This is a genomic window from Rothia sp. P100 (assembly GCF_023712425.1).
Lineage (GTDB): Bacteria > Actinomycetota > Actinomycetes > Actinomycetales > Micrococcaceae > Rothia > Rothia endophytica.
Genome location: NZ_JAMAYG010000001.1, coordinates 427,262 through 449,264, shown reverse-complemented (window position 1 = coordinate 449,264; position 22,003 = coordinate 427,262). Strand labels below are relative to the sequence as shown.

At 54.4% G+C, this 22,003-nt stretch carries 19 protein-coding genes and 1 pseudogene; 15 read left to right on the top strand and 5 right to left on the bottom strand.

Annotated features, from left to right (window positions below; all coding sequences use genetic code 11):
* Positions 1-148: 148 nt before the first annotated feature.
* The 3 genes from ychF to M3668_RS02055 all read left to right on the top strand — a co-directional run bounded on the left by ychF (position 149) and on the right by M3668_RS02055 (position 4,794).
* Positions 149-1,234, top strand: coding sequence for a redox-regulated ATPase YchF (gene ychF, locus M3668_RS02065; RefSeq protein WP_251379170.1), 1,086 nt, complete (start codon positions 149-151; stop codon positions 1,232-1,234).
* Between the two features lie 174 nt (positions 1,235-1,408).
* Positions 1,409-2,323, top strand: coding sequence for a nucleotide-binding protein (locus M3668_RS02060; protein WP_251379169.1), 915 nt, complete (start codon positions 1,409-1,411; stop codon positions 2,321-2,323).
* A gap of 197 nt (positions 2,324-2,520) precedes the next feature.
* On the top strand, positions 2,521-4,794 hold the full coding sequence (locus M3668_RS02055) for an AAA family ATPase (protein ID WP_251379168.1): 2,274 nt from the start codon (positions 2,521-2,523) through the stop codon (positions 4,792-4,794).
* A 269-nt stretch (positions 4,795-5,063) separates the two neighbouring features.
* Here the strand turns inward: M3668_RS02055 and M3668_RS02050 are convergent, their stop codons facing one another.
* Positions 5,064-5,981 carry a restriction endonuclease gene (locus M3668_RS02050; protein ID WP_251379167.1) on the bottom strand — a complete coding sequence of 306 codons (918 nt, stop codon included), beginning with the start codon at positions 5,979-5,981 and terminating at the stop codon, positions 5,064-5,066.
* 1,012 nt (positions 5,982-6,993) lie between these two features.
* Here M3668_RS02050 and M3668_RS02045 point away from each other — a divergent pair.
* The 6 genes from M3668_RS02045 (at position 6,994) to M3668_RS02020 (ending at position 12,887) form a co-directional block, all read left to right on the top strand.
* The gene (locus M3668_RS02045) at positions 6,994-7,545 is read left to right on the top strand and encodes a hypothetical protein (protein WP_251379166.1); all 552 of its coding nucleotides are present in this window, start codon (positions 6,994-6,996) and stop codon (positions 7,543-7,545) included.
* A 104-nt stretch (positions 7,546-7,649) separates the two neighbouring features.
* Positions 7,650-9,389, top strand: coding sequence for an ATP-binding protein (locus M3668_RS02040; RefSeq protein ID WP_251379165.1), 1,740 nt, complete (start codon positions 7,650-7,652; stop codon positions 9,387-9,389).
* The gene (locus tag M3668_RS02035) at positions 9,337-9,615 is read left to right on the top strand and encodes a hypothetical protein (RefSeq protein WP_251379164.1); all 279 of its coding nucleotides are present in this window, start codon (positions 9,337-9,339) and stop codon (positions 9,613-9,615) included. Before M3668_RS02040 ends, M3668_RS02035 begins: the two co-directional genes overlap by 53 nt.
* Before the next feature lie 330 nt (positions 9,616-9,945).
* Entirely contained in the window at positions 9,946-11,508 is a 1,563-nt protein-coding gene (locus tag M3668_RS02030) for a hypothetical protein (protein WP_251379163.1), read from the top strand.
* A 112-nt stretch (positions 11,509-11,620) separates the two neighbouring features.
* Positions 11,621-12,127, top strand: coding sequence for a GNAT family N-acetyltransferase (locus M3668_RS02025; protein WP_251379162.1), 507 nt, complete (start codon positions 11,621-11,623; stop codon positions 12,125-12,127).
* A gap of 16 nt (positions 12,128-12,143) precedes the next feature.
* A complete protein-coding gene (locus tag M3668_RS02020) occupies positions 12,144-12,887 on the top strand; it encodes a class I SAM-dependent methyltransferase (protein WP_251379161.1) in 744 nt (247 codons plus the stop codon).
* 100 nt (positions 12,888-12,987) lie between these two features.
* Here M3668_RS02020 and M3668_RS02015 read toward each other — a convergent pair whose 3' ends face one another.
* On the bottom strand, positions 12,988-13,350 hold the full coding sequence (locus tag M3668_RS02015; protein ID WP_251379160.1) for a PucR family transcriptional regulator: 363 nt from the start codon (positions 13,348-13,350) through the stop codon (positions 12,988-12,990).
* A gap of 114 nt (positions 13,351-13,464) precedes the next feature.
* On the opposite strand from M3668_RS02015, the pseudogene M3668_RS02010 reads away from it, so the two are divergent.
* From M3668_RS02010 to M3668_RS01990, 6 genes and pseudogenes are all read left to right on the top strand, one after another.
* Positions 13,465-13,722: pseudogene (locus M3668_RS02010) on the top strand (aldehyde dehydrogenase family protein); the annotation flags it as partial.
* Between the two features lie 34 nt (positions 13,723-13,756).
* The gene (locus tag M3668_RS02005) at positions 13,757-15,061 is read left to right on the top strand and encodes an aspartate aminotransferase family protein (RefSeq protein ID WP_251379159.1); all 1,305 of its coding nucleotides are present in this window, start codon (positions 13,757-13,759) and stop codon (positions 15,059-15,061) included.
* Positions 15,062-15,387: 326 nt separating this feature from the next.
* Positions 15,388-15,510, top strand: a complete 123-nt coding sequence (locus M3668_RS10980; RefSeq protein WP_285835627.1) for a hypothetical protein — start codon at positions 15,388-15,390, stop codon at positions 15,508-15,510.
* A gap of 3 nt (positions 15,511-15,513) precedes the next feature.
* Entirely contained in the window at positions 15,514-17,052 is a 1,539-nt protein-coding gene (locus M3668_RS02000; protein WP_251379158.1) for a sodium/proline symporter, read from the top strand.
* Positions 17,053-17,057: 5 nt separating this feature from the next.
* Positions 17,058-17,588 carry a hypothetical protein gene (locus M3668_RS01995; RefSeq protein ID WP_251379157.1) on the top strand — a complete coding sequence of 177 codons (531 nt, stop codon included), beginning with the start codon at positions 17,058-17,060 and terminating at the stop codon, positions 17,586-17,588.
* A gap of 50 nt (positions 17,589-17,638) precedes the next feature.
* The gene (locus M3668_RS01990; RefSeq protein ID WP_251379156.1) at positions 17,639-18,007 is read left to right on the top strand and encodes a YtxH domain-containing protein; all 369 of its coding nucleotides are present in this window, start codon (positions 17,639-17,641) and stop codon (positions 18,005-18,007) included.
* Between the two features lie 180 nt (positions 18,008-18,187).
* On the opposite strand, the gene M3668_RS01985 is transcribed toward M3668_RS01990, so the two are convergent.
* The 3 genes from M3668_RS01985 to M3668_RS01975 all read right to left on the bottom strand — a co-directional run bounded on the left by M3668_RS01985 (position 18,188) and on the right by M3668_RS01975 (position 21,953).
* Complete coding sequence (locus M3668_RS01985) at positions 18,188-18,868, bottom strand: TetR/AcrR family transcriptional regulator (RefSeq protein WP_251379155.1); 681 nt, start codon at positions 18,866-18,868, stop codon at positions 18,188-18,190.
* A gap of 17 nt (positions 18,869-18,885) precedes the next feature.
* On the bottom strand, positions 18,886-19,482 hold the full coding sequence (locus M3668_RS01980) for a TetR/AcrR family transcriptional regulator (protein ID WP_237202164.1): 597 nt from the start codon (positions 19,480-19,482) through the stop codon (positions 18,886-18,888).
* Between the two features lie 83 nt (positions 19,483-19,565).
* Positions 19,566-21,953 (bottom strand): ATP-binding cassette domain-containing protein, encoded by a 2,388-nt coding sequence (locus tag M3668_RS01975; RefSeq protein ID WP_251379154.1) that lies wholly within the window; start codon positions 21,951-21,953, stop codon positions 19,566-19,568.
* Between the last annotated feature and the right edge of the window lie 50 nt (positions 21,954-22,003).

Genomic DNA, 22,003 nt, shown 5'->3' with positions numbered 1-22,003 from the left:
TTTGTCACGGTCTGCACCCGAGTTAAACCAACGCGGGCTCTAAAGTACAAGCAAACTCACCCGCGCACGTCCTGCTAAAGAGACAGGCAAAGCGCCATGCCTAGTAAACTGGGCACTAAGAACACCCCAAACAAAGGTTTATTTTTCCGTGGCTCTAACAATTGGCATCGTGGGTCTGCCCAACGTCGGCAAGTCAACCCTCTTCAACGCACTGACCAAGAACAACATTCTGGCAGCCAACTACCCCTTCGCTACCATCGAACCCAACGTGGGCGTCGTCAGCCTGCCCGATGAACGCTTGGCTCGTCTGGCAGAGATTTTTGGCTCCGAGCGCATTCTGCCCGCAACCGTTTCCTTCGTTGATATCGCGGGCATCGTGCGCGGTGCATCCGAGGGTGAAGGTCTGGGCAACCAGTTCCTGGCAAACATCCGCGAGGCTCACGCTATCGCTCAGGTAGTGCGTGCTTTTGATGATCCGGACGTCATTCACGTGGACGGCAAGGTTGACCCCGCTTCTGACATGGAAACCATTAACACCGAGCTGGTGCTGGCTGACCTGCAGACCCTGGAAAACGCTATTCCCCGCCTGGAGAAGGCAGTGAAAATCAAGAAGGGCGATGCTGCTCAGCTTGAGGAATACAAGAAGGCTCAGGCTATCTTGGAGCAGGGCGACACCCTAATTTCTAAGGCTGAGGAAGCAAAAATCGATATGGCTCTGCTCAAGGAGCTGAACCTGCTGACCGCTAAGCCCTTTATCTTTGTTTTCAACGCGGACGATGGCGTGCTCGCCTCTGAAGAGAAGCAGCAGGCTCTGCGCGATATGGTTGCTCCCGCTGAGGCTGTGTTCCTGGACGCCAAGCTTGAGGCTGACATGGTGGAGCTGGACGAAGAAGAAGCACGCGAAATGCTAGAGATGAGCGGCCAGGACGAGTCTGGTCTGGACAAGCTGGCTCGCGTTGGCTTCTCCACCCTGGGTCTGCAGACCTACCTGACCGCCGGCCCCAAGGAAACCCGCGCCTGGACTATCTCCAAGGGCGACACCGCGCCCCAGGCTGCCGGTGTTATCCACACTGACTTCGAGCGCGGCTTCATCAAGGCTGAGGTTGTTTCTTTTGAAGATCTAGACGCCACCGGCTCCATGGCTGAGGCGAAGGCTAAGGGCAGGGTCCGTATCGAAGGTAAGGACTATGTCATGCAGGACGGCGATGTAGTGGAGTTCCGCTTCAACGTGTAGGAAATCAGTCTGATCAGGGGCTTTGATGCTTGGGTTCCTGCGGCCAAAGGGGTCGAGCGTTCCGATATAACGTCTGGCAGCAGGTCCAGATATGCCTTCCGCGCGTCCGCGCGCATCTGTCGTTGTCGGCGGCTAAGATCTAAATAGACCTGCTCTCGTACGAAAGGAATCACCATGGGGTTGAACTGGCCGAGCGCATTCATGGGCAGAAACGAGCTACCGGAACCGGAACAGGAGATCTGCCGAGTGGTCGTCGATGAGTTCGGCGACGCTTTGAAGGACGAATTGGCTTCTCGCGGGCTGCCACCTCATGCCTCCCCGTTTTATCGACAGTTCTCGTTCATTGCCGTACGCGACAATTCGCAAATCTTGGTTGGGATTAGTCCGGCCACAGGTATGCCGCAGGTCAGTTGGCTGGACCGCCCGAACGACCGTTATCCGCTCTCAGCTATGGCCGACCTACTCCAGAACCAACAGGGTTGGCCGGTTGCGGCGGTGGTTTCGTTGCCGCTCCCCGGCAGCCCGCAGCAGTCTGGCGTCGTGCGGCGAGTCGCGGCAGAGCACGCACACGAAATGGAGACCATGAATACGCTCGGCAAGCTCGGTGATATCAGCCATGTTCGACACCTTGAAAGCGACCTCCGCCGCTTTCTAGAAGACCACCCAGAGCCGAGCCGCAATGTTTTCGTCATGATGCGCTTCGCCGACACTTTACAGATGAACCAGATCTACGAGTCGGTTAAGGCCGCGCTCGCAGAGTTGGGGATGACTGCTGTGCGAGCTGACGACAGGGACTATACCGGGGAGCTGTGGTCCAATATCGAGGTGTACTTAACCGGCTGTCAGTACGGCATCGCGGTGTTTGAGGACATCGAGCAGCGCGACTTCAACCCTAATGTGTCGCTGGAACTCGGCTATCTAATGGGCCGAGGTAAGCGAACGTTGCTCTTAAAGGAGAAACGTTTGCCGCGGGTCCCCTCAGACGTGGTCCACCGTCTGTACAAGGAGTTTGACATCTTCGATATTGATGCTTCGATCAATCGTGAGATCAAGCGATGGATTAGCATCGACCTCGGTCTGGATTTCTAGATTCGGTGGATCTGGTGAGTGCCAAGATGGCGGTGAGCATTTACGTCAGATGGTCGTAAGCGGCGAAACGCGGTCGAATTCCGCTTCAACGTGTAGGAAGCTGGGATTTTAAAGATCCGCGTCCAATGACAACTTGCTGGACGGAATAACTATTCAGAATTAGTGTAAGACTACTGATCGGAGTCGAGGAGGACACCGTGATCACCGAAGTCAGACTGGCAGGGCTCCCTTGCTTTGGGGCAGAAGCAATGCTCCCCGGACTCAGCCAAATCAACTATATTTTCGGTCCCAACGGCTCCGGCAAGACCACGATCAGTCAGTACCTGGCTTCGTACGACCCCGTCAGCAGCTCTTCTGTCAGCTGGCAGCAGCATTCGAACAGCGTCAAGGTCTATAACCGAAGTTATGTTCGCGCTTCATTTACCAGCGCTGACGGTGAAGAGCCTGGGGTCTTCTTGTTGGGTGACGACAGCCGCGAGACCTTCCAGCGCATTGGCGCGCTAGAAGACGAGCAGAAGAAGATCAACAATAAGCTTGCACAACAACAGGAGACGCTCGGCAGGTTTCTTAATCAGCTTAATGCCGAACGCTCCGCTCTTGCTCAGACAGCATGGGAACGCCGTGCTGTCATTCCGGTGGCGCTCAAGGACAAGATGCCAGGCATCAAAGGTAGCAAAGAGGGGTGCTTGGACAAGGTTCTCGCGGCTGCGCAGACCCATCCAGAACGCGGAACGGACACCTTCGTCACCCTTGAAGCCAAAGCGAAGACTGCGTTTGATGAGACGATCTTGGAGTCCTCGCTCCTGCCACCCGCGCCGAAGCTCGAATGGGACGAAGCGGCAGTTCAGGCGGTGCTGATGACCCCGATTGTGGGTAGCGCGGATGTGCCGCTCGCTGATCTAGTTGAACGTCTTTCCAACTCGGACTGGGTGCGAGAAGGATTGGAGCACCTCCACAAGGGGGAAAACGCAGAGAAACTCTGTCCGTTCTGTCAACGGTCGGTACCGAAGGACTTGGCGGAAGAACTCGCGAGCATCTTTGACGCTACATACCAAGATAAACGTGATGAAGTTCTTGAATTTCAGATGACCCTGAGCAACGCGGCTTTGGAGCTGAAGGAATACAAGACTACTCACCTTGATCGACTCAAGGCGCTGGTTCCCATAGAGGATCCTGCCCAAGTATTCCGCGCATTGGAACTCGCCATAGATGGTGTCGGGAAGGCCATCCAGCAGAAGGTGGTCAAGTCATCCGAGAAGATCATGACTAACACGATAAAAACTGACTATGACTTACTCGAAAAACTTATTTCTTCAGCAAACGAAATGGTCAAGACGACAAACGCGATCGTTGCGGATCGTCGCGAGCAACGCAGCATCATTGTTGACGCAGCGTGGCAAGAGTTTGCGCGTGGGCACCTGAACGACCTCATTGAAGGATTCAATCAGAAAAGCGAGCGGAAAAAGAAGTCAATTGATGGCGTCAAAGACGCCATGAGTAAGCAGCGGGAGCGACTTGCCGGAGTTGAGCACGAGTTGCGTGACTTGAGGAAGGAAATAACCTCAAGTGCCCGGACAATACAAGAGATCAACGATTTGCTCGCGCTGAGTCAGTTCCACAGTTTTAGACTTGAGGTGGCATTGAGCAAGTCAGATGGTTATCGGATCATTCGCGACAACGGCCAACCCGCTGATATTCAGACCCTAAGTGAGGGTGAACGAACCTTCATCACGTTCCTCTACTTCTACCACTCACTGTCCGGCGTCCGCCAAGACGGCGAGACAGAGAGGATAACCGCTGTCATAGATGATCCCATTTCAAGCCTCGACGGCGACATCATGTTTGTGGTCTCGGCGCTGACTCGGAGGTTAGTCAAAGAGGTCAGGAGTGACGCGCATTCCCGTGTAAGCCAGATGATCCTGCTCACGCATAACAGCCGTTTCCATAATGAAGTCTGCTATGAACATCAAGGTGAGCTGTCGCCCGCGGTAAAGTTCTATCGCATCAGGAAATTCTCTCCGGACCCCAATCAAGTAGAGGACTGTGGGCAGAGGAACCCAATTCGAACGGCGTACCAAGAGCTATGGGACGAGGTGGCCGCCGCTGAGGTCCGACCCGAAGGAAGTATGCCGTGGCTCCCTAACGTGCTTCGGCGAATCCTTGAGAGTTACTTCACGACTCTTGGTGGTAAGAGGAATCTCTATGAACTCGGAGAGGACCTCTCGATCAATGAACGCGCATTCCACGATGCGTTGATCGCGTGGTCTCACAGCGGTTCTCATACGATCATGGATGCGGAAACCTACACCCAACCTGTCGCGACGAACGGCCGATGGCTGGCAGCGTTCGCTCGGGTATTCGAGAAAAACTCTGGTGGCGCTCATATTGGTCACTACGAAATGATGATGGATGAAGCGCGCAAGCATCTTCTGCCGCGTACCTCGGTAGCCGCGGTGCCCGCTGCTTTATGATCGGCCCCGCAGCCATGATTTGCGCTTGCGTCGAGTCTCGCTCGTCGGTGGCGGCTAGAGGTTGGTCTGTGACGGAACCCGGTGGAGTTCCGCTTCAACGTCTAGTCCCGTGCCGTTTTGACCATTCGCAAGCGCCGGATCCAATCGCTGGGATCCGGCGTTTGCGTCATTCAAGCATGAGAGCGACCGCGAAAATAACGGGTGGTCGAACGGCTATTTGCTTGTTAATACGATCCGTTTTTAACCAGCTTCGCGAGGTGTTATTCCAGTCAGTTGCCGCGGTAATACTGATAGTGATCTTTGTGGAACGAGTCGCGGTGGAAATCAACGTCCCTAGTTCTTACTTCATGATGGGACGCTTGTCCGTCGTAGTATTTAGAAGCGGTCGACGTCGGATTGTCGAGTTCGGATGTAATGCTCCTCACGATCTCGGTTGCATCCACGGGTACCGAAGGTGGATTCCACGTGCCAGTGTGTATAAGGACTTCGGTTGTGTATGAAGCTGTTCCGTGTTTGTTGTCGTAGAAGACCGATCGTGGCCGGATAAGTACATGATCAGTATCGTAATACTTCTGAAGCGTGTCGAGGCGTAATAGATAGTCCTTCACCGAATCGAGTTGGAAGGACAGGTCACCCTCATGACGTTCATGCACGTGCAAGTAAAATCCGAAACCAGTTATCACAAACTCGTTCGGTGCAGTCGTTCTGTATACCCTAAGGCCATTGAGTCCGACGGTGGTGGGCAGATACTCCTGGAGCAAAGCATAGATACGAGGATTGGCAGCAAGCCGAAGTAATGTCGCCGAGTCCCAGACTGTGATTGGGATTCTCTTATTCGTTTCAAGGGCCTCCAAATGTCGCGTACAGGATGCGCTCACTTGTGTGGTGCATGCGATGAGGAATCCGTCGACTCTGTGAGTGTCAACGAGTGCTGCTATGTCACCTGACTCTGTTAAGTCTGAGTAGCTAACGGATTTTTTGCTGTCAGCAAAGTTCTTGCAAGAGATGAGCCACTGACGTGGTTTTCCGCCAAATATTTCGCGACCGGGCTCGCTGGCGATGAGGTCTTTCCCATCGTCCGGGCCGACACCGCTCCAACGGATAGGGTAACCCAGGGTTATCAGGATGTCGCGTATGAGCTGCTCAAATTTCGTGCCAGATTTTAACCCTGCAAAATCGAGTTCCACGTTGTCTCCTGTGGTGTAAAGCTTTGATGGTCTATTGGGAGCCTTTCATGATTTTACTTTCCCCGACTAATCAGGACTTAAGCGCACTTTAACGGACGACGTTTGCGCAGATTCTTTAATTCAAGTGATGCTACGGTGACTATGGTGGCCGTTAGTTAGACCGTTAGTTTTCGACGGTCGGCCTGGATTCGTTGATTCTTGTTGTACAGGGGCGGACAGTGTCTAAAGGATGGAGGGTTTCTCCGCGACGCTGGCGTCGAGGCCTTTGACGGGGTGGAACCCGATGTCGGATTGCTGGAGGTGGTGTACTGGTCGACGAACCTACTGATGAATGCCACTACGTTGGCCAGATGCGGGAAGCCTTCAGGAAACGTTGGCCTGTACTCCATTGTTTTAAAAATTGATTCTGCGGTATTCAAAATTCGGATTTTCTCAGAAGCAAAGGTCAAGGCGTTGGAGTATCTTTCATTATTCCTGTAGTAACTTCGTTCGCATGATTCATGCCTAGGATTTCGTGGACCGAAATACATAAACGTATAACGGGCTATCAAATAGATAACGGGCGAGCCTGTGATGGGCCAGTGGATGCCCTTCGTGGAACCCGACGTCTGGTGGACGGTTCAGGAGAGCCTCAACGCTCCGGCCAGAATCACCAACCGGACTGGGTCTACTGCGCGCAAACACATCGGATCCGGACTTTTCCTCTGTGGCATTTGTGAGAAACCTGTCAAGGCCCATAGCCAGCGCTACCGCTGCTAGCGGCACATTATGTAGTCCAAGGGGCAGATCGAGAATTTCGTGCTGGCCGTGGTCCGGGAGCGTCTTGGCCGGCCCGATCTGATCGGCACAATCCCCAGCCTTGACGAGCCTCGACTCCGGGCCATCAAGGCCGACATCGGCTTCCACCAGACGAAGATCAAGTGCGCCCAGAGCGATTACGACAACGAGCTGATCGAGGGCCACGATCTCAGCCGTGTCAGTACGGCCGCGCTGGCCATGACACAATATAGCTATGGACATTCTCGCGCTAGTGATTTCAGCTTTATCCCTGTTGGTCGCCGGCGTGGGTACATACTTGGCGAACAAGCGCGCCAACGAGGCACTCTCCGAATCACGCAAGGCGGCCGTGGATGCACGCTGGTTCGCGGTTCAAGAAGCTGTGCAACGCCTCATCGGCTTCGACCCCACCGCAGAGCCGGTGGGGGAGCGACTGGCAAACCTGCGCATCACGTCGATCGCGCTCGTCGATCAACTCGAGGACTGGGACGGCATCGACACTTGGTTGGAGGCCGAGCGCATGCTGGGTGCGACCATCGGCCGGCAGGTAATGGAAGTAGCCAAGCCCGGCGAAAGCGTTGAGCGGCGGCTGGAGACCCTTGATCCGCTGATGAGCTGGGCGAACGCGCTGAGCAGCAACCTGCGCCATCTCCGATCGACAGGCCACGACGCCGACGCCCTGACCAAACTCCAGACAAACGCCGAGGAGCAGGTCGTGGCCATCCACGTGAGCCACGGCTGGGACCTGCCATCAAGGTCCAATCCCCGGATCCAACCGCTGGAGTAGGTCTCTTCGCTTCGCGACTGAACTGGAGCAGCCTGGAGTCGTGGACCGATCAACGTACCGCCGAAGTCGCGAGGGACATCCCTCTTAACTGGCACAATGGGGTCATGCCTAGAATCATCCTGAACGCTGGAAACGACTTGGTCCAGCGTCTCGCCGGCGAGAAAGACCCGGTGCGAGCGATCATTGAGCTGATCTGGAACAGCCTTGATGCTGACGCCAACAAGGTATCGGTCACTTTCGAACGCAATGACGCCGATGGTATTGTCGGCGTCACCGTCCGGGATGACGGCCTTGGCATGAGCCCCGAACGAGTTGAGCAGGACTTCAAGTGGGTGGGGAACTCCTGGAAGGTCGGGGCCCGCGTCACCGAGCGTCAGAAGCGACCTCTGCACGGCAGGCTTGGCCAGGGGCGTCTGCGCGCCTTCGCATTGGGAACACGCATCACCTGGGAGACCGTTGGCCACGATGCTGCGGGCGCGTTCAAGAAGACTAGCGTGTCGTCGACGATTGACCGTCGTAACGACTTCTCCGGTCCCGATCCTGTTGACGCACAAGGACCGACCTACACGGAGTTCCGGGCTGAAGGTCGCGACTCGCTTGGCCGGCTCGAGGGCGACGCTGCGCGGCCGCGCATCGGTGCCGCTCTCGCTCTGCATCTGCTGACTTTCCCGACGATAGAAGTCCGGTACGACGGAGTCAAGATTGACCCGGCCGCAAGCATCGAGCGCCAGACGAAGCACGAGCTGAGGTGGTCTTACGACGGTGTCGAGCATCTAGCCGCGTTGAAGGTCGTCGAATGGCGACATGTGAAAGGCCGGACGCTCTACCTCTGCGATGAGAAAGGCGTTCCCGTCGATGAGACGCCGATCAGGCGCTTCGCCGACTTCAACTTCGCCGCGTACGTCCTTTGGGAGGACATGACTGAGCACGCCAATGAGGTGCTGCTCGTCGATATGGAGCAGGAGACGTCCCTGCTCGGATCTCTAATGCAGGTCGTGGACTCCACGCTGGAGGACCATTTCGAGGCTCGCCGAGAGGAGCAGCGGCGCGAGCTCGTCGACCGCTGGAAAACGACCAAGGCCTACCCGTACGAGGGTGATCCGACCTCGGACGAAGAAGTGGTCGAACGAGCCACCTTCGACGTCATCGCTACCGCTGTGCGTCGGCACATCCCCAAGAAGCGCGACCAGGAGAAGCTGACGCTCGGACTGCTCAAGGACACGCTCCAGCGAAACCCAGACGGTGTGAAGGCGCTCCTGGATCAGTACATCGGGCTCACCGAAGGCGAGAGCGAAGAGCTCGATCGGTTGCTTGAGCGCACCCCGCTTTCAAGGCTCATCCGGGCGACTACTGATGTGACCGACCGCCTGGACTTCCTGAGCGCTCTTCGCGAGATCGTCTTCAGCCCCGAATCCAAGGGACTGGTCAAGGAGCGCGACCACCTGCACAAGATCCTCGAGCGCGAGAGCTGGGTGTTCGGGGAACAGTTCAATATGATGAGCTCGGAGATCGGTCTCACTCGAGCGCTCGAGCAACACCTCAGCATCCTTGGCCGCGAGGGGGAGCCCACCACGAAGGTCACCAAGACCGACGGCAGCCAAGGCCGCCTGGACCTGATGTTCTCCCTTGCTGCGCCGGAGCACGAGACGAAGCGGCACCTGGTCGTGGAGCTGAAGGCCCCATCCGTGGTTGCGTCGTACAAAGAGGCTAACCAGATCAAGGGCTATGCGCGCGATCGTCGAGGAACCGCAATTTGCCGGCACCCACACTGTCTGGGACTTCGTCCTGGTCGTGAACGACTACAACAACGATGTGCGGCGCGACATCAACCAGCGTGGCCGTGAGTCGGGGTTGCTCGACGAGTCTGAGCTCGACCCGAACTCCCCGCTACGCTACAGGTTCTGGGTACGTCGCTGGTCGGAGATCCTCGAATTCGCGGACCAGCGCTTGCTCTACTACAAGCGTGGATTGCAGCACGATGCCTCCCCCATCGACGTCAAGCGGTACCTGCGCGAGCATCACGCAGACGTGCTGCTGGAGGGGCTGTTTTCCGAGGACGATCCGAGCTAGGTCGGGTTCTCTTCCGCGGGTCCTGACCTGTGGCAACGGCTCACAACGATCCCATCGTCACAGGTTGGTATGTGCGGCGACGTGGTAGAGTTCCGCTTCAACGTCTAGGCGACTGGTAACTAGCCGGTAGAACTGTCACTAAAGCTCTGTCTCTCAACTGAGAGGCAGAGCTTTTCTGTTACCGGTTTCTTCAACTCGCGAAATTTACAAGGCATGGTATGAGAAGAAAACAAAGCTGAAACTTCTCACTAACAAGTTACTCATGCGTAACTGAGTTGTATTCTGGAAAAGAAAAATAATGACGTAGACCACGTCAAAGAAAGAACAGTGATGTCAGAAGAAAATATCAAACAAGGTGAAAGCGCCAAAGAGGCGGCAGAAATCGCTCTCATTGAGCTGCGACCTGGCGTTGCCGCGCTTTACTCCAAAGAGCCTGTGTCTGGCCTGGAGACCATGTCCTTCGACTTGCTCAGTCAAGAAGCGAGTAACCGGATTACTGATGGGCTATCCGTTGCGCTAAACGTCGGTAGTGTGGGGAGCCAGTTCATCAAGACGGACTCTGCGTTGCAGGGGCTAATTCAGCTCACTCCTAAAACTATCGCTGATATGCAGACCATGAAACCCATGACCAATGGTCTAGTGAACTATGGATCCCTGATGAAGGGCAGCTCCATCGGTGCTTCCATGCAATGGACTAAGCTTTCACCGCAAACATTAGCCACGCTGACAGGCCCGGGGATGCTACCGACTCTTGCCCTGGCTGCAGTTGCCCAGCAGGTCGCAAGTGTAAACCGTAAACTCGATGAAAATCTGGCACTCACCCGCCAGGCTATCAACGAGATTCGTCAGGCAACCCAAGAAGACCGTTGGGCAACCTTAATTTCCTTGGATGCAGTTGTATCTAAAGCACTCGATGAAGCCCGGGCTATCGGTTCTGTATCCAGTCTGGTCTTTGCTCCCATTCAGAGTAAAGAAGCCGAGATTATCAAGAGCCGCGAACTCTTTACCAATAATGTGCAAAAACATGTTTCAGCTCTAGAAGTGGGGCCTGAAGAACAGCGCACTTACATTCAATCGAATGAGCAGTCCATTCTTAACGATGCAAATGGTCTACTTTTGGCTGAATGGACCAGGCATCGCTGGAACGTGCTTCGTACAGCTCATATCAGCTTAGATGAGAATTCTACGGCTCTACTTGAAACGATCTTGGAATCAACTGAGAGGGAGTACAAAGAGGCTCGTCAGAAGCTTGAAAAGCTATTGAGCACTCTTGTCCAACAGCTCAATCTGGTTAAAGCGCTGACTCCAGAGGGTGGGTCGGCTCGACTTCCCTTCGGTAAGAGGCGCCGTAAGCTGGAATCAGCTGATATAGCGGCTACGCTGGCCAAGGCTGTTGCCGCACTTGGTGACGATATTTATCGGGAGCCTGCTCAGCCTGCACCTGACTTTACTGTCTTCAAGCAGGAGGTAGAAACGTCTCTCTACGATATTCTGAAATGGGCTCTACCTTCAGATGCTCGGCTGCTCGCTTTCGCAGATGTTAATCAAGGACTAACTAATTCTTACTTTGGTATCACGGAAACTGACTTCTTCATTGTCAGCTATGGTGACCTTCGTAAAAAGGGAACGGTAGGAGAGTTATACCCTCTGACGGATATACGCTATGTTCGCTTGGATGAAAGCAAACCTCGTGATCCGCAGCTACACATCATCACCAAGAAGCAGAATTTCCAGGTGGATTTTGACCGGTGGATTAGCGATGAACAGAATCTGTCTGATGCTCGTCGTCTTGCAGATATTCTTGCAACGGCGATGAACCTGCCTGTAGACGAAATGAGAGATGATCCCCTACTAGCTCACCTGAAAGTTGAACCAGCGGCAATTACTGCCTAATAAGAGCGGCTCCATAGCTTCCCAGATAGACGCTCAACATAACGCCAGCACATGAGTTCCCATGTGCTGGCGTTCCTTTTCCATTCTCGTAAGCGTTTGAGAGAATTGCTTTATGACCGCTTTTATCTATCCCTGCAAGGGCGCAAAGCTCTCTTTTAGCCCCATGACCAGGGATTTTGCCCGAATCATCGCTGATACCTGGAAGTACCCGCCACCCTACGACTTTTACGATGCTACTGCTGACCCAGAAGACTACGAAGAATTTGTGAACCCAGAGCAGTGGCCTCAGAAGTTCTGGCAGGTTCGTTGTGAAGAAGACTTAATTGGGTTTTTTACTGCCGCACCTATAGAAGATGGTGAGGCCTACGAAATTAGTCTTGGTTTATATCCTGATTTGACAGGCGGCGGCCTGGGACTGAAGTTTGTGCTGGCTGGGCTAGAGACTCTGGCCGCTGAATGCTCACCTTCCCGTGTTGTTCTCAGTGTCGCGGCTTTCAACGAGAGAGCTATGAAGGTTTACGAGAGGGCAGGCTTTAGAGCTATTCGCACTTACTCCCAACCCACTAATGGCAGCGTCTACGAATTTGTTGAAATGGAACTATTAGTCAGTCGTTTCTGATTACAGTGTAAACATCATGACGCAAAACCCTTATGAGCAGGCACTGATGGCTGCCATCTACGATGAAGGCAATCCCGATGGTCCTGACCACGACTTCTACCGGGCGCTAGCGCAGGAGACAAACTCCAAAAGCATTTTAGATCTGGGGTGCGGCACCGGCATCCTAACCGTCACGCTTGCTGGTGCTGACCGTAAGGTCATGGGCATCGACCCTGCCTCGACCATGCTGGACGTCGCCAGGGCACGAGAAGGCGGGAACAACGTCCAGTGGGTGCAGGGCTACTCATCCCAGATAAAGCCAAACTCTGCAGACCTAGTCCTCATGACCGGCAATGTCGCCATGCACATTCTCGGGCAAGCCTGGAAGCAAACACTGAGCGATATTGCCCAAGGCCTCAACCTCGGGGGAGTGCTCGCCTTTGAAACCCGCAACCCAGATGCCAGAGCCTGGGAAAAGTGGAACAAGACCGGTAGGAAACGCATGACCTCTGCCTGTGTGCTTCATGAAACGACGACCGTGAGTGAGCCGGATAGTAATGGCATAGTAACCATGGTGGAGGTCAATAGATGTGAAGATACGGGTGATGTTTTAGAACTTGAATCTCACCTGCACTTCCGTTCGCTTGAAGTAATCAGACAAGACCTAGAGAATGCGGGTCTCTATATCGATAAGGTATATAGCTCTTGGAGTCGGGATGAGTTTGTGGGTGGCGCAAACCAGCCTCTCATGATTGTGCTTGCCCGGGGTGCAGTCAGCTAGGTTAGTCTGCTCGAGAACTCCCTTCACGATGGGCGTCGTTGTTTCCACCGGCGCAGAACTAATACACACCCCATGGAACGATCCCCGCCCCAAACAGTGGCTAGGCTCCGTAGTAGCTGCGCACCGCAAGACTCAGCCCAAAGAAATCCTCGCCCTTGTTGAGATCAACCGCTAAAAGTCTCTCAATGGTCGCTATCCGGGAATAGAGGGCTGTGCGTGAAAGGTGAAGCTCCTGGGCCGCTGCTGATCGGGACGTCGGGTGTTCGAGCAGGGTGCTCAGCGTCACCATAAGATCAGAATCGTTGCGAGCATCATGCAGCAGCACAGGCTGCAGGGTGGTTTCGCCAAACTCCTGCACCCTCACGTCCTGATGTAAGTAGTTCACTAGACCATCGAACTGGTTTCGGTCAGCCCGTCGCAAAGCAACCCCGGTCTCAGGAATCTGAGCGTTCAGAGCGCTCATTCTGTGCAGGGCAGAACTTAAGTCAACGGGCCCCCTAGCGCCGGTGGCCACTAGAAATTCGATAGCTGTATGGCGGTTATGCCTGATGCTGATTTTGATGCGGCAGCGGACGCCGCTATTGTCTTCACTCGTGATGGCCGTACCGCCAGAGAATTTGAGTTCAACATTGAGGTTGGCATGGTCGGCATTAACGTCCCCATCCCTGTACCTATCGGGGCCTTCTCCTTTGGTGGGTGGAAAGACTCCTTGTTTGGGGACACCCACATTTACGGCCCAGAAGCTTTTAATTTCTATACCCGCCGTAAGGTCGTCACGCAGAGGTGGCCGCTGGCGAGTGAGTCCCAAATTAATCTGGGCTTCCCAACCAACTAACTTTGCTCATTAGCACAGATAAGGAGTAACACTTATGGACGGCAACGTCTTTCACTCTTGGTCAGCTCAGGACCTCATTGACCCTGTCAACGTGGTTTCTGGTCAGGGCTCTACCTTCACCGATGACCAGGGCCGAGACTACCTTGATTTTTCATCCCAACTGGTTAATCTAGCTCTAGGGCATGGCAACCAGCGGTTGATTCAATCCATCAAAGATCAGGCAGATCGACTGGTCACCATCCAGCCTTCCTTCAAAAATGACACCCGTAGTCAACTTGCTCAAGAGATAGTGGAGCGGGCGGGGGAGAGCTTCGGTTCAGTATTTTTCACCAATGGTGGAGCAGAAGCTAACGAGAACGCCGTGCGCATGGCGCGGGGCTACACTGGGCGGCGAAAGGTGATGTCAGCCTACCGCTCCTATCACGGAGCGACCTCTACCGCGATTTCTTTGACAGGCGACCCGCGACGTTGGGCAAATGAACCTTCGGATTCCTCGGTGGTGCATTTCTTTGGTCCTTACACTTACCGTTCAGCATTCTGGTCGGAAGATGAGAGGCAGGAATGTGAGCGTTCCTTGGCTCATCTGGAGCAGCAGATTATTCTTGAGGGATCTCAGACCATTGCAGCCATTATCTTGGAAACAGTGGTAGGCACCAATGGAATTCTGGTACCACCTGAGGGTTACCTGCCAGGGGTACGCGCGCTGTGTGACAAGTACGGCATTGTCTATATTGCCGATGAAGTCATGGCCGGTTTCGGGCGCACAGGCACTCTTTTTGCTGTTGAAAACTTTGGGGTTGTGCCTGACCTCATCACCTTCGCTAAGGGAGTGAACTCTGGTTACGTTCCTCTGGGCGGGGTCATTATTTCCAAGGAAATCCAGAGGACCTGGTCTACGACGGCTTACCCAGGTGGGCTGACCTATTCAGGTCATCCTTTGGCTTGTGCCCCAGGTTTAGAGACCCTCAAAATTTTTGATGAGGACAGGATTCTTGATCGGGTGCGTGACCTGGGTGAGAGGGTGGTGCGTCCCCGGCTCGAGGAGATGAAAGAGAAATACAGCATTGTAGGTGAGGTTCGTGGGCTGGGGCTTTTCTGGGCTATCGAACTGGTCAAAGATAGGGAAACGAGGGAACCTCTCGTGCCCTTCAACGCCTCTGGTGCCGATGCTGCTCCGATGAATGATTTTGCGGGTTACTGCAAGCAGAACGGCGTGTGGCCCTTCGTGCACTTTAACAGGGTGCACGTTGCTCCACCGCTGGTGATTTCGGAGGAGGAACTGGTGCGGGGCTTGGATGTTTATGACGCCGCTCTTGCCGAACTAGATGAGAAAAACTAATACCTTAGCAAAGGAATAAAGCCTCATTCTCATCTACAGAGCATTGAATATCTATCACCACGCTCTGCCCCGTTCTTGAGAAGAACGGGGCAGCGGGGAGATTAGGGTGTTTATTTTTATTAAAGTAGATTCAGTTCAGTAGCGTTCCGAAGGTAGGATTCCTGCCGGCAACACTCTGTTATCTATTACCGTCTAAAGAGAACGTTTTGATAATTGAGCAATGAGGCTTTGTCCACAACACTAGTAAGTACAGCAATGTGTTCCATGCCTCAAAGTATGGGGTTGTTTCGTAAATGGCCTACAGGCTCAGACGGAAAGGGTTTGAAATGTTTGGATTACCAGGGTTTACCGTCCTAGTGATGACCGTTATTCCACTGTTCTGGATTATATACACCGCAGGGTTCTACTTTATGACCCGAGACTGGGCTAACGCGGATGAGGAGGATTAGGCTGTGAACATTGCAGTAGCATTCCTCATCATCTACTTTCTCGCTATGATTCTGATCGGAATCTGGGCGATGAAAAAGTCCGGTAATGACTCAGAAGATTTCCTCCTTGCCGGACGCTCCTTGGGCCCAGCAGTGACAGCCTTGCGTTTGCAGTCCTCCTCGATGTCGGGCTATATGTTCGCTGGAGCTGGCTCTCTCGGGTACTCATCGGGTTACTTTGGTATGTGGTACGCCCTGGGTGATTTGGGCGGCGGCGTCCTCAACCTCTCTATTATCGGCCGACGCATGCGTAAGCTCACCAAGATTCTGGGATCAATTTCCTCCATTGAGTACCTTGAAAATCGCTACCAGTCTTCAGCCGTGAGAATGGTTGCATCCATCTTGGCTCTGGGTGGTCTCTTTCTCTACCTGATGAGCCAGTTCATCGCAGGTGGTGCCGGGTTGGCCTCTGTGACCGGTATAAGCTTCGATATTGCCCTTGTCATCGCGGTAGCGGTGATTGTCTCCTACACCTTCCTCGGTGGCTACCTTGCTGTCGCCTACACCGACTTCGTCCAGGCCATCATCATGTTGATTGGCATGGTCTGGATTCTTATCGCCACCTTGCAGGCAGTAGGGGGCCTGACCGCCGGCCACCAGCAGATTGAAGCCATCAACCCCAACCTGCTCACCATGTTTGGTGCTGACCTTGAATATCAGAATCAGTGGGGATTGATTATTGGTGCCCTTCTGATCTTCTCGATTGGTTACATGGGCTGGCCCCATGTTGTTGTATCCCATATGGCAATGAAAAAGCCTTCGGTATCGCGCATGGCCGGCGTTTATTCAACCGCCTTCAACTTACTCTTTATCCCCGCTCCCTACCTGGTCGGTCTTCTTGCCCTCATCGTGGTGCCTAACCTGGCAGCCCCTGAACAAGCTATTTTTGAGGTTGCAAAAACTGTATTGCCGAGCTTCGCTGTAGGTATTGTTATGGCTGCGGTGATGGCCGCAATTATGTCTACCGCTGATGCCCTGCTACTCCAGGCTTCAACCATCGCTTCTCGTGACCTTGTTGGGCGCTTCTTCCTCAAAGAGGTCTCTGAAAATACCCTGGTGAAGGTTTCGCGAATCACCGTATTAGTTATGGCACTGGGAGGTCTGACGATGGCGTTGCTTCAGCCCCCGTCCGTCCTCTTCCTCGCTACTTTCGCGGCAACTGTGCTCGGTGCAGCCTTTGCCCCTGCTTATATATGCGCAGTCTGGTGGAGAAAAGCTAATAAGGTGGGTGCCCTTGCCAGCATGCTGGTAGGTAGCTCGGTCTCTGTTGTGTGGAAGCTTGGAGACTTGGGGGCGGTAACTGGGCTGGACCCCATGCTGATAGGTATCGTCTGTTCAACGGTGGCAATGATTGTTGGATCGCTTCTCACCCAAAAATCACACCCAGTCTCAGCGCATATTTTGGACGCCATTGATAGCGCTGCTAGCGTCACTAGCACCCGCTCAACTCGGGATGTCAAGGAAGACATTGACCTGTCGGCCCAGATGCCGGAAGGTGGGTAGAGACCGTGCCACAGCAGAAGGCTATTAAAGCGTCGGTGACCTACCACGAAGCTCTTGAGCTAGCTCAAAAGGTCTTCCCTGAAAAGGATTGGACGCGAACACTTGAGCCCAGCTATTACCGGCTTACAGGTGTGGTGTTCAGGGTATCGTCGCCCAAAGGGCCTTCACGCCGGCTAAATGGCCAGCTTATTCGTGTGCTCGTAGACCCCCGCACTCGCAGAGCTTGGACTTCGGATGATTGGAACCTCTCGAGCGAACCAGTAGATTCTGACCTGGTGCAAGAAGAGCCCTTGGATGATGTAGAGCGTCAGCAGCTGGTGAAAATCGCGCAAGAGGCAGCTTACGTACAATTTCTTAAGCACTACAGGCTTGCTGCAAGCTTCGAGTTTTTACTTGAGCATGTTCAAGAGGCCGTATGGAAGCCCAACTGGTATGCCGAAACCCGAAGTCACCGCCTCCTGATTGACGGGATTACCGGGCGCTATGCAACCGCCACAAAACCAACGGCCGGTGTGTCACCTACCTCAGTGCCCTAAGTAGGCGTATTATGTAGTCAGCACTATTAGCAACCGTAAAGGTGGACATCATGAGAGCACGTATCGCACTAGTAGCTGGCATCGGCATCGGCTATGTTCTGGGCGCTCGCGCAGGCCGCGAAAGCTACGAAAAGATCAAGACCCAGGCCACCAACGTCTGGCACGACCCCAAGGTGCAAGAAGGCATCAAGGCTACCGAAGAGACCATCAAGGAAAAGGCTCCTGTTGTAGCTGAAAAGGCTAAGGAAGCAGCTGCCACTGCAGCTGACAAGACCAAGGCTAAGGTCGAAGAGGTCAAAGAAACTCGAGCAGAGCACAAGGTTGAAAAGGCTGCTGAGAAGGCAGTCAAGGACGCTCCCGCTGACGTCATTTCAGACCCCGCAACTGCACCTGAGGCTGAAGGCCCCGCCGTCTCTTAAGCCTTTGTGTGAGGTTTAGTAACCCGCCCCTGCCCGCGTTGCTAAGCGTTGGTAGGGGCGGTTTTTCATCTGTGTATTTCTGCCATAGTAGAAGCGAACATACCGACAGAACAATAAACTCCGCTCCCAGACCCAATTAGGTTCAGGACGGCGTTTTTATATCTGCGGCTACGTTCTGCGTCAATGGACCGACGAGGAAGAAGTGCTGCGATACCTGGCGAGTTCTTTAGTCAGCTCAGCGATTTCTTCCTCGGTTAGATAGGGCACCGGGTGAACCAGAACCATATTAAGGTGGGTTCTAAAGGCTCGGCTCAAATCTACCGGCTCAGAGCGTCGCCCATCTAAAATTGTTTTGGCGGTGATACCTTGGCCTAAAATCAGCAATTGATCAGCCTGCGCTGCAGCGTCCGTGCCCGGTTTGAGCTCCCCAGCGCGCTCCAGCCAGGCGAACATGTCATGATAGGTGATGCGAAGCTGCTGAAGACTGCGGTGGGCAATTTTCCGTAGCTCAGGGGTGGATCTCATCTCGGCGATCATGCCCATCATCACCCGTGCGTAGGTTTCAGTGGCAGGAATAAGAGGAATCTGAAACTCTAGAATCCTCACGGCACCATCAACAGTGAGACCGTCTCTAGCCCGGGCTCTCACGTTCTCTTGAATACGATCCGTCAAAAGTTGCAGCGCGTACTCGAGTAAATCCAGCCGACTTTTAAAAGAGTGCCGCAAAGAACCCGCCGAAATACCCGCTTCAGCAGCTACGTTTCTGATTGAAATGGCACTGACTCCATGCTCATCAAGGAGCTTCCACACTGCTGCTGAGAGAAACTCTTTACGTTCTGTGTGATCGATAAGTTTAGGCACAAGAGGTTCCTTGGGTTCTAGTCAGTGTTCTTTAAGGACGCGAGATGCATCTTAAGTGGCGCCTGCAGCTCCTGGTCAGAGGCTGTTTGGTCAGAGAGCATGTAGGAGACATGTACCCCGAACAAAAGCGAGACAAGGGTATCAGTTTCATACTGAACGTCGATATCTGATCTGATGCGCCCGTGAGCTTTCAGCTGGCTCAGAATAAAACTGTAAGTGTAGGACAGCTCGGTTTCCTGCTGCTGAAGCATGCGCGCAGCACCCGGGATGTTAGATGCTTCTGCCAGCATGCCAACTACCACCTCAGAGTACATGCGGCTTTCGTTGCTCGTGGGTAAAAAGTCGAACAGCAAATCCTCAAGGTGATCGATGAGGGGGCCGGTGACCTTCCGGCTGGTGAGCGATGCCAAAAATTTTTGACCGCTGTAATCAAGGGAGTAGAGCATCATATCGTTCAGGGTGGGAAAAACATGGCGCAGGGAGCCTGTTGAGATACCGGCTTCTGCTGCCACAGTCCGGACAGAAACGCCACGAACGCCCTCGCGCGCCAGAACAGCCCATACCGCCTGAGCTATGTGCTGTTTACGTTCTTGATGGTTAATGAATTTTGGCACATCTTAGTGATGCGCTAAAAACTTCATTTTGTGTGTTAATAAAAACTCTCTTTTTCTTGTGAATATATGAACGTTGGTGGGCTTTAAAAGGCGGGCAGGTTTTGGCGCTCGTTTTCTGTGGGTGGGAGATAAGCGGCTAAATGCTGAGCAGTCAGGGTTGTGGCTAGGGCAAGCTGTGCCGGGGTGCCTTCAAAAACGATGGTGCCGCCGTCGTGACCTGCTCCGGGGCCTACATCGATCACATGATCGGAGTGAGCTACCACAGCCTGGTGATGCTCCACGCAAATGACGGTGGTTCCACCGTCCACCAGCTGATCTAGCAGACCCAAGAACTGCTCGATATCAGCCAGGTGCAGGCCGGTTGTTGGCTCATCAAAGATGTAGATTCCGCCCGGTTCAGCCATATGGGTTGCCAGTTTGATGCGCTGGCGTTCACCACCTGACAGAGTAGAGAGTGGCTGGCCCAGGGTAAGGTAGCCCAGGCCAACGTCTGATAGGCGCTTGAGAATCTTGGCGACGGCGGGAATCTTGCCCTCCGAGCTGGTGAAGAAGGTGAGTGCTTCAGCGACCGGCAGAGTGAGCACCTGGCTGATGTTCTTGCCGCCAAATGTGTATTCCAGCACGGCAGGGCTAAAGCGCTTGCCTTCGCAGGCTTCACAGGTGGCGGTTGATTTTTCCATGAAGCCCAGCTGGGTTTCGATGACACCGGTGCCCTTACATTCGGGGCAGGCGCCCTCAGAATTTGCAGAGAAGAGAGCGGGCTTTACTCTGTTGGCCTTGGCGAAGGCCTTGCGGATGGGCTCTAGCAGCCCGGTGTAGGTGGCGGGATTAGAGCGGAGCGAGCCCTTGATGGCTGACTGGTCGATAAAGATAATGCGCTCTTCACTGCCCTCGTGCTGGCTGAAGAACTCAGCAATCAGGGAGGACTTACCCGAGCCAGCTACTCCGGTCAAGGTGGTCAGTACGCCGGTCGGCAGGTCAACGCTGACCGAACGCAGGTTGTTGCGCTGGGCGTCCTTGACGGTGAGGACGCCGGTCGGCGTGCGGACGCTACCTTTGAGGCCCTGACGGTCAAAGAGGTGGCGGGAGGTCACGGTGTCAGCTGCGCGCAGATTGTCGTAGCTACCTTCAAAGACCACGGTGCCACCGCCTGAACCGGCTAGCGGGCCCATATCAATAATGTGGTCTGCTACCGCAATGGTTTCTGGTTTATGTTCAACCACCAGCACGGTGTTGCCGCGGTCGCGCAGGGCCAGGAGCAGTTGGTTCATTTTTGCCACATCGTGGGGGTGCAGCCCTGCGGTGGGTTCATCAAAAACGTAGGTGACGTCAGTGAGCGGGGAGCCCAGGTGGCGTACCATCTTGGCGCGCTGCGCCTCGCCGCCTGAAAGAGAGGACGCCGAACGGGAGAGCGCGATATAGCCCAGGCCGATGGTGACCATAGACTGCAGCAGGTGTTCAAGACTAGCAACCAGTGGAGCCACAGAGGGCTCATTCAGCTCCTTTACCCAGGTCAGCAGATCTGAGACCTGCATATCGCTCAACTCGGCGATGTTCTTGCCAGCTACCTTAGATTCAAGAGCTGCCTGAGAGAGGCGGGAGCCTCCACAATCGGGACAATCCACAAAGGTCACCGCGCGCTCGACGAAGGCACGCACGTGCGGCTGTAGCCCCTCGGCGTCCTTGCTGAGCACCGACTTTTGCAGGCGGGGGATGAGGCCCTCATAGGTCATATTGATACCGGCAATTTTCATGCGGGTTGCCTCTTTATAGAGGAAGTCCTCCCGCTGCTGCTCGGTGAAATCTTTGATGGGCACGTCGGCGGGAAAGAGCCCGCTTTCCTTATAGAGGCGCACGTTCCAGCCTCCGGCGTTGTAGCCGGGAATGGTGAAAAGGTCGTCTTCTAGGGTGAGGTTTTCATCAAAAAGCTCCGCCATGTTGATGTCGCTGGTTCTACCCAGGCCTTCACAGCGGGGGCACATGCCGCCGGCGCGAGAGAAGGTAACATGCTCCACCTTGCCGTTGCCTACCTTGCGGGCACCGGTTGCCTGTACCGATGCCTGGTTGAAACTAAAAGCGGTAGGGGAACCAAGGTTGGGGGAGCCGACGCGGGCAAAGAGCATACGCAGCATGGGTAGAGCGTCGGTGGCTGTACCCACGGTTGAGCGCGGATTGGCGCCCAGGCGTTCCTGGTCCACAATGATGGCGCTGGTCAGCCCTTCAATTGAGTCAACGTCGGGGCGGTCCTGGTGGGGCATGAAACCCTGCACAAAGGCTGAGTACGTTTCATTGATCAGGCGCTGTGACTCAGCTGCCACCACACCAAACGCGAGGGAGCTTTTACCCGACCCCGAGATACCGGTGAAGACCGTCAAACGGCGCTTAGGGATTTCAACCGTGACGTTCTTCAGATTGTTATTGCGGGCACCGGTAATACGAATAACCTGGTGCGTATCTGCGGGATGCGACAATTCTGCCCCTCTAGGGTGGTGCGAGTTTGATTAGGCTCAAGTTTAGCGAA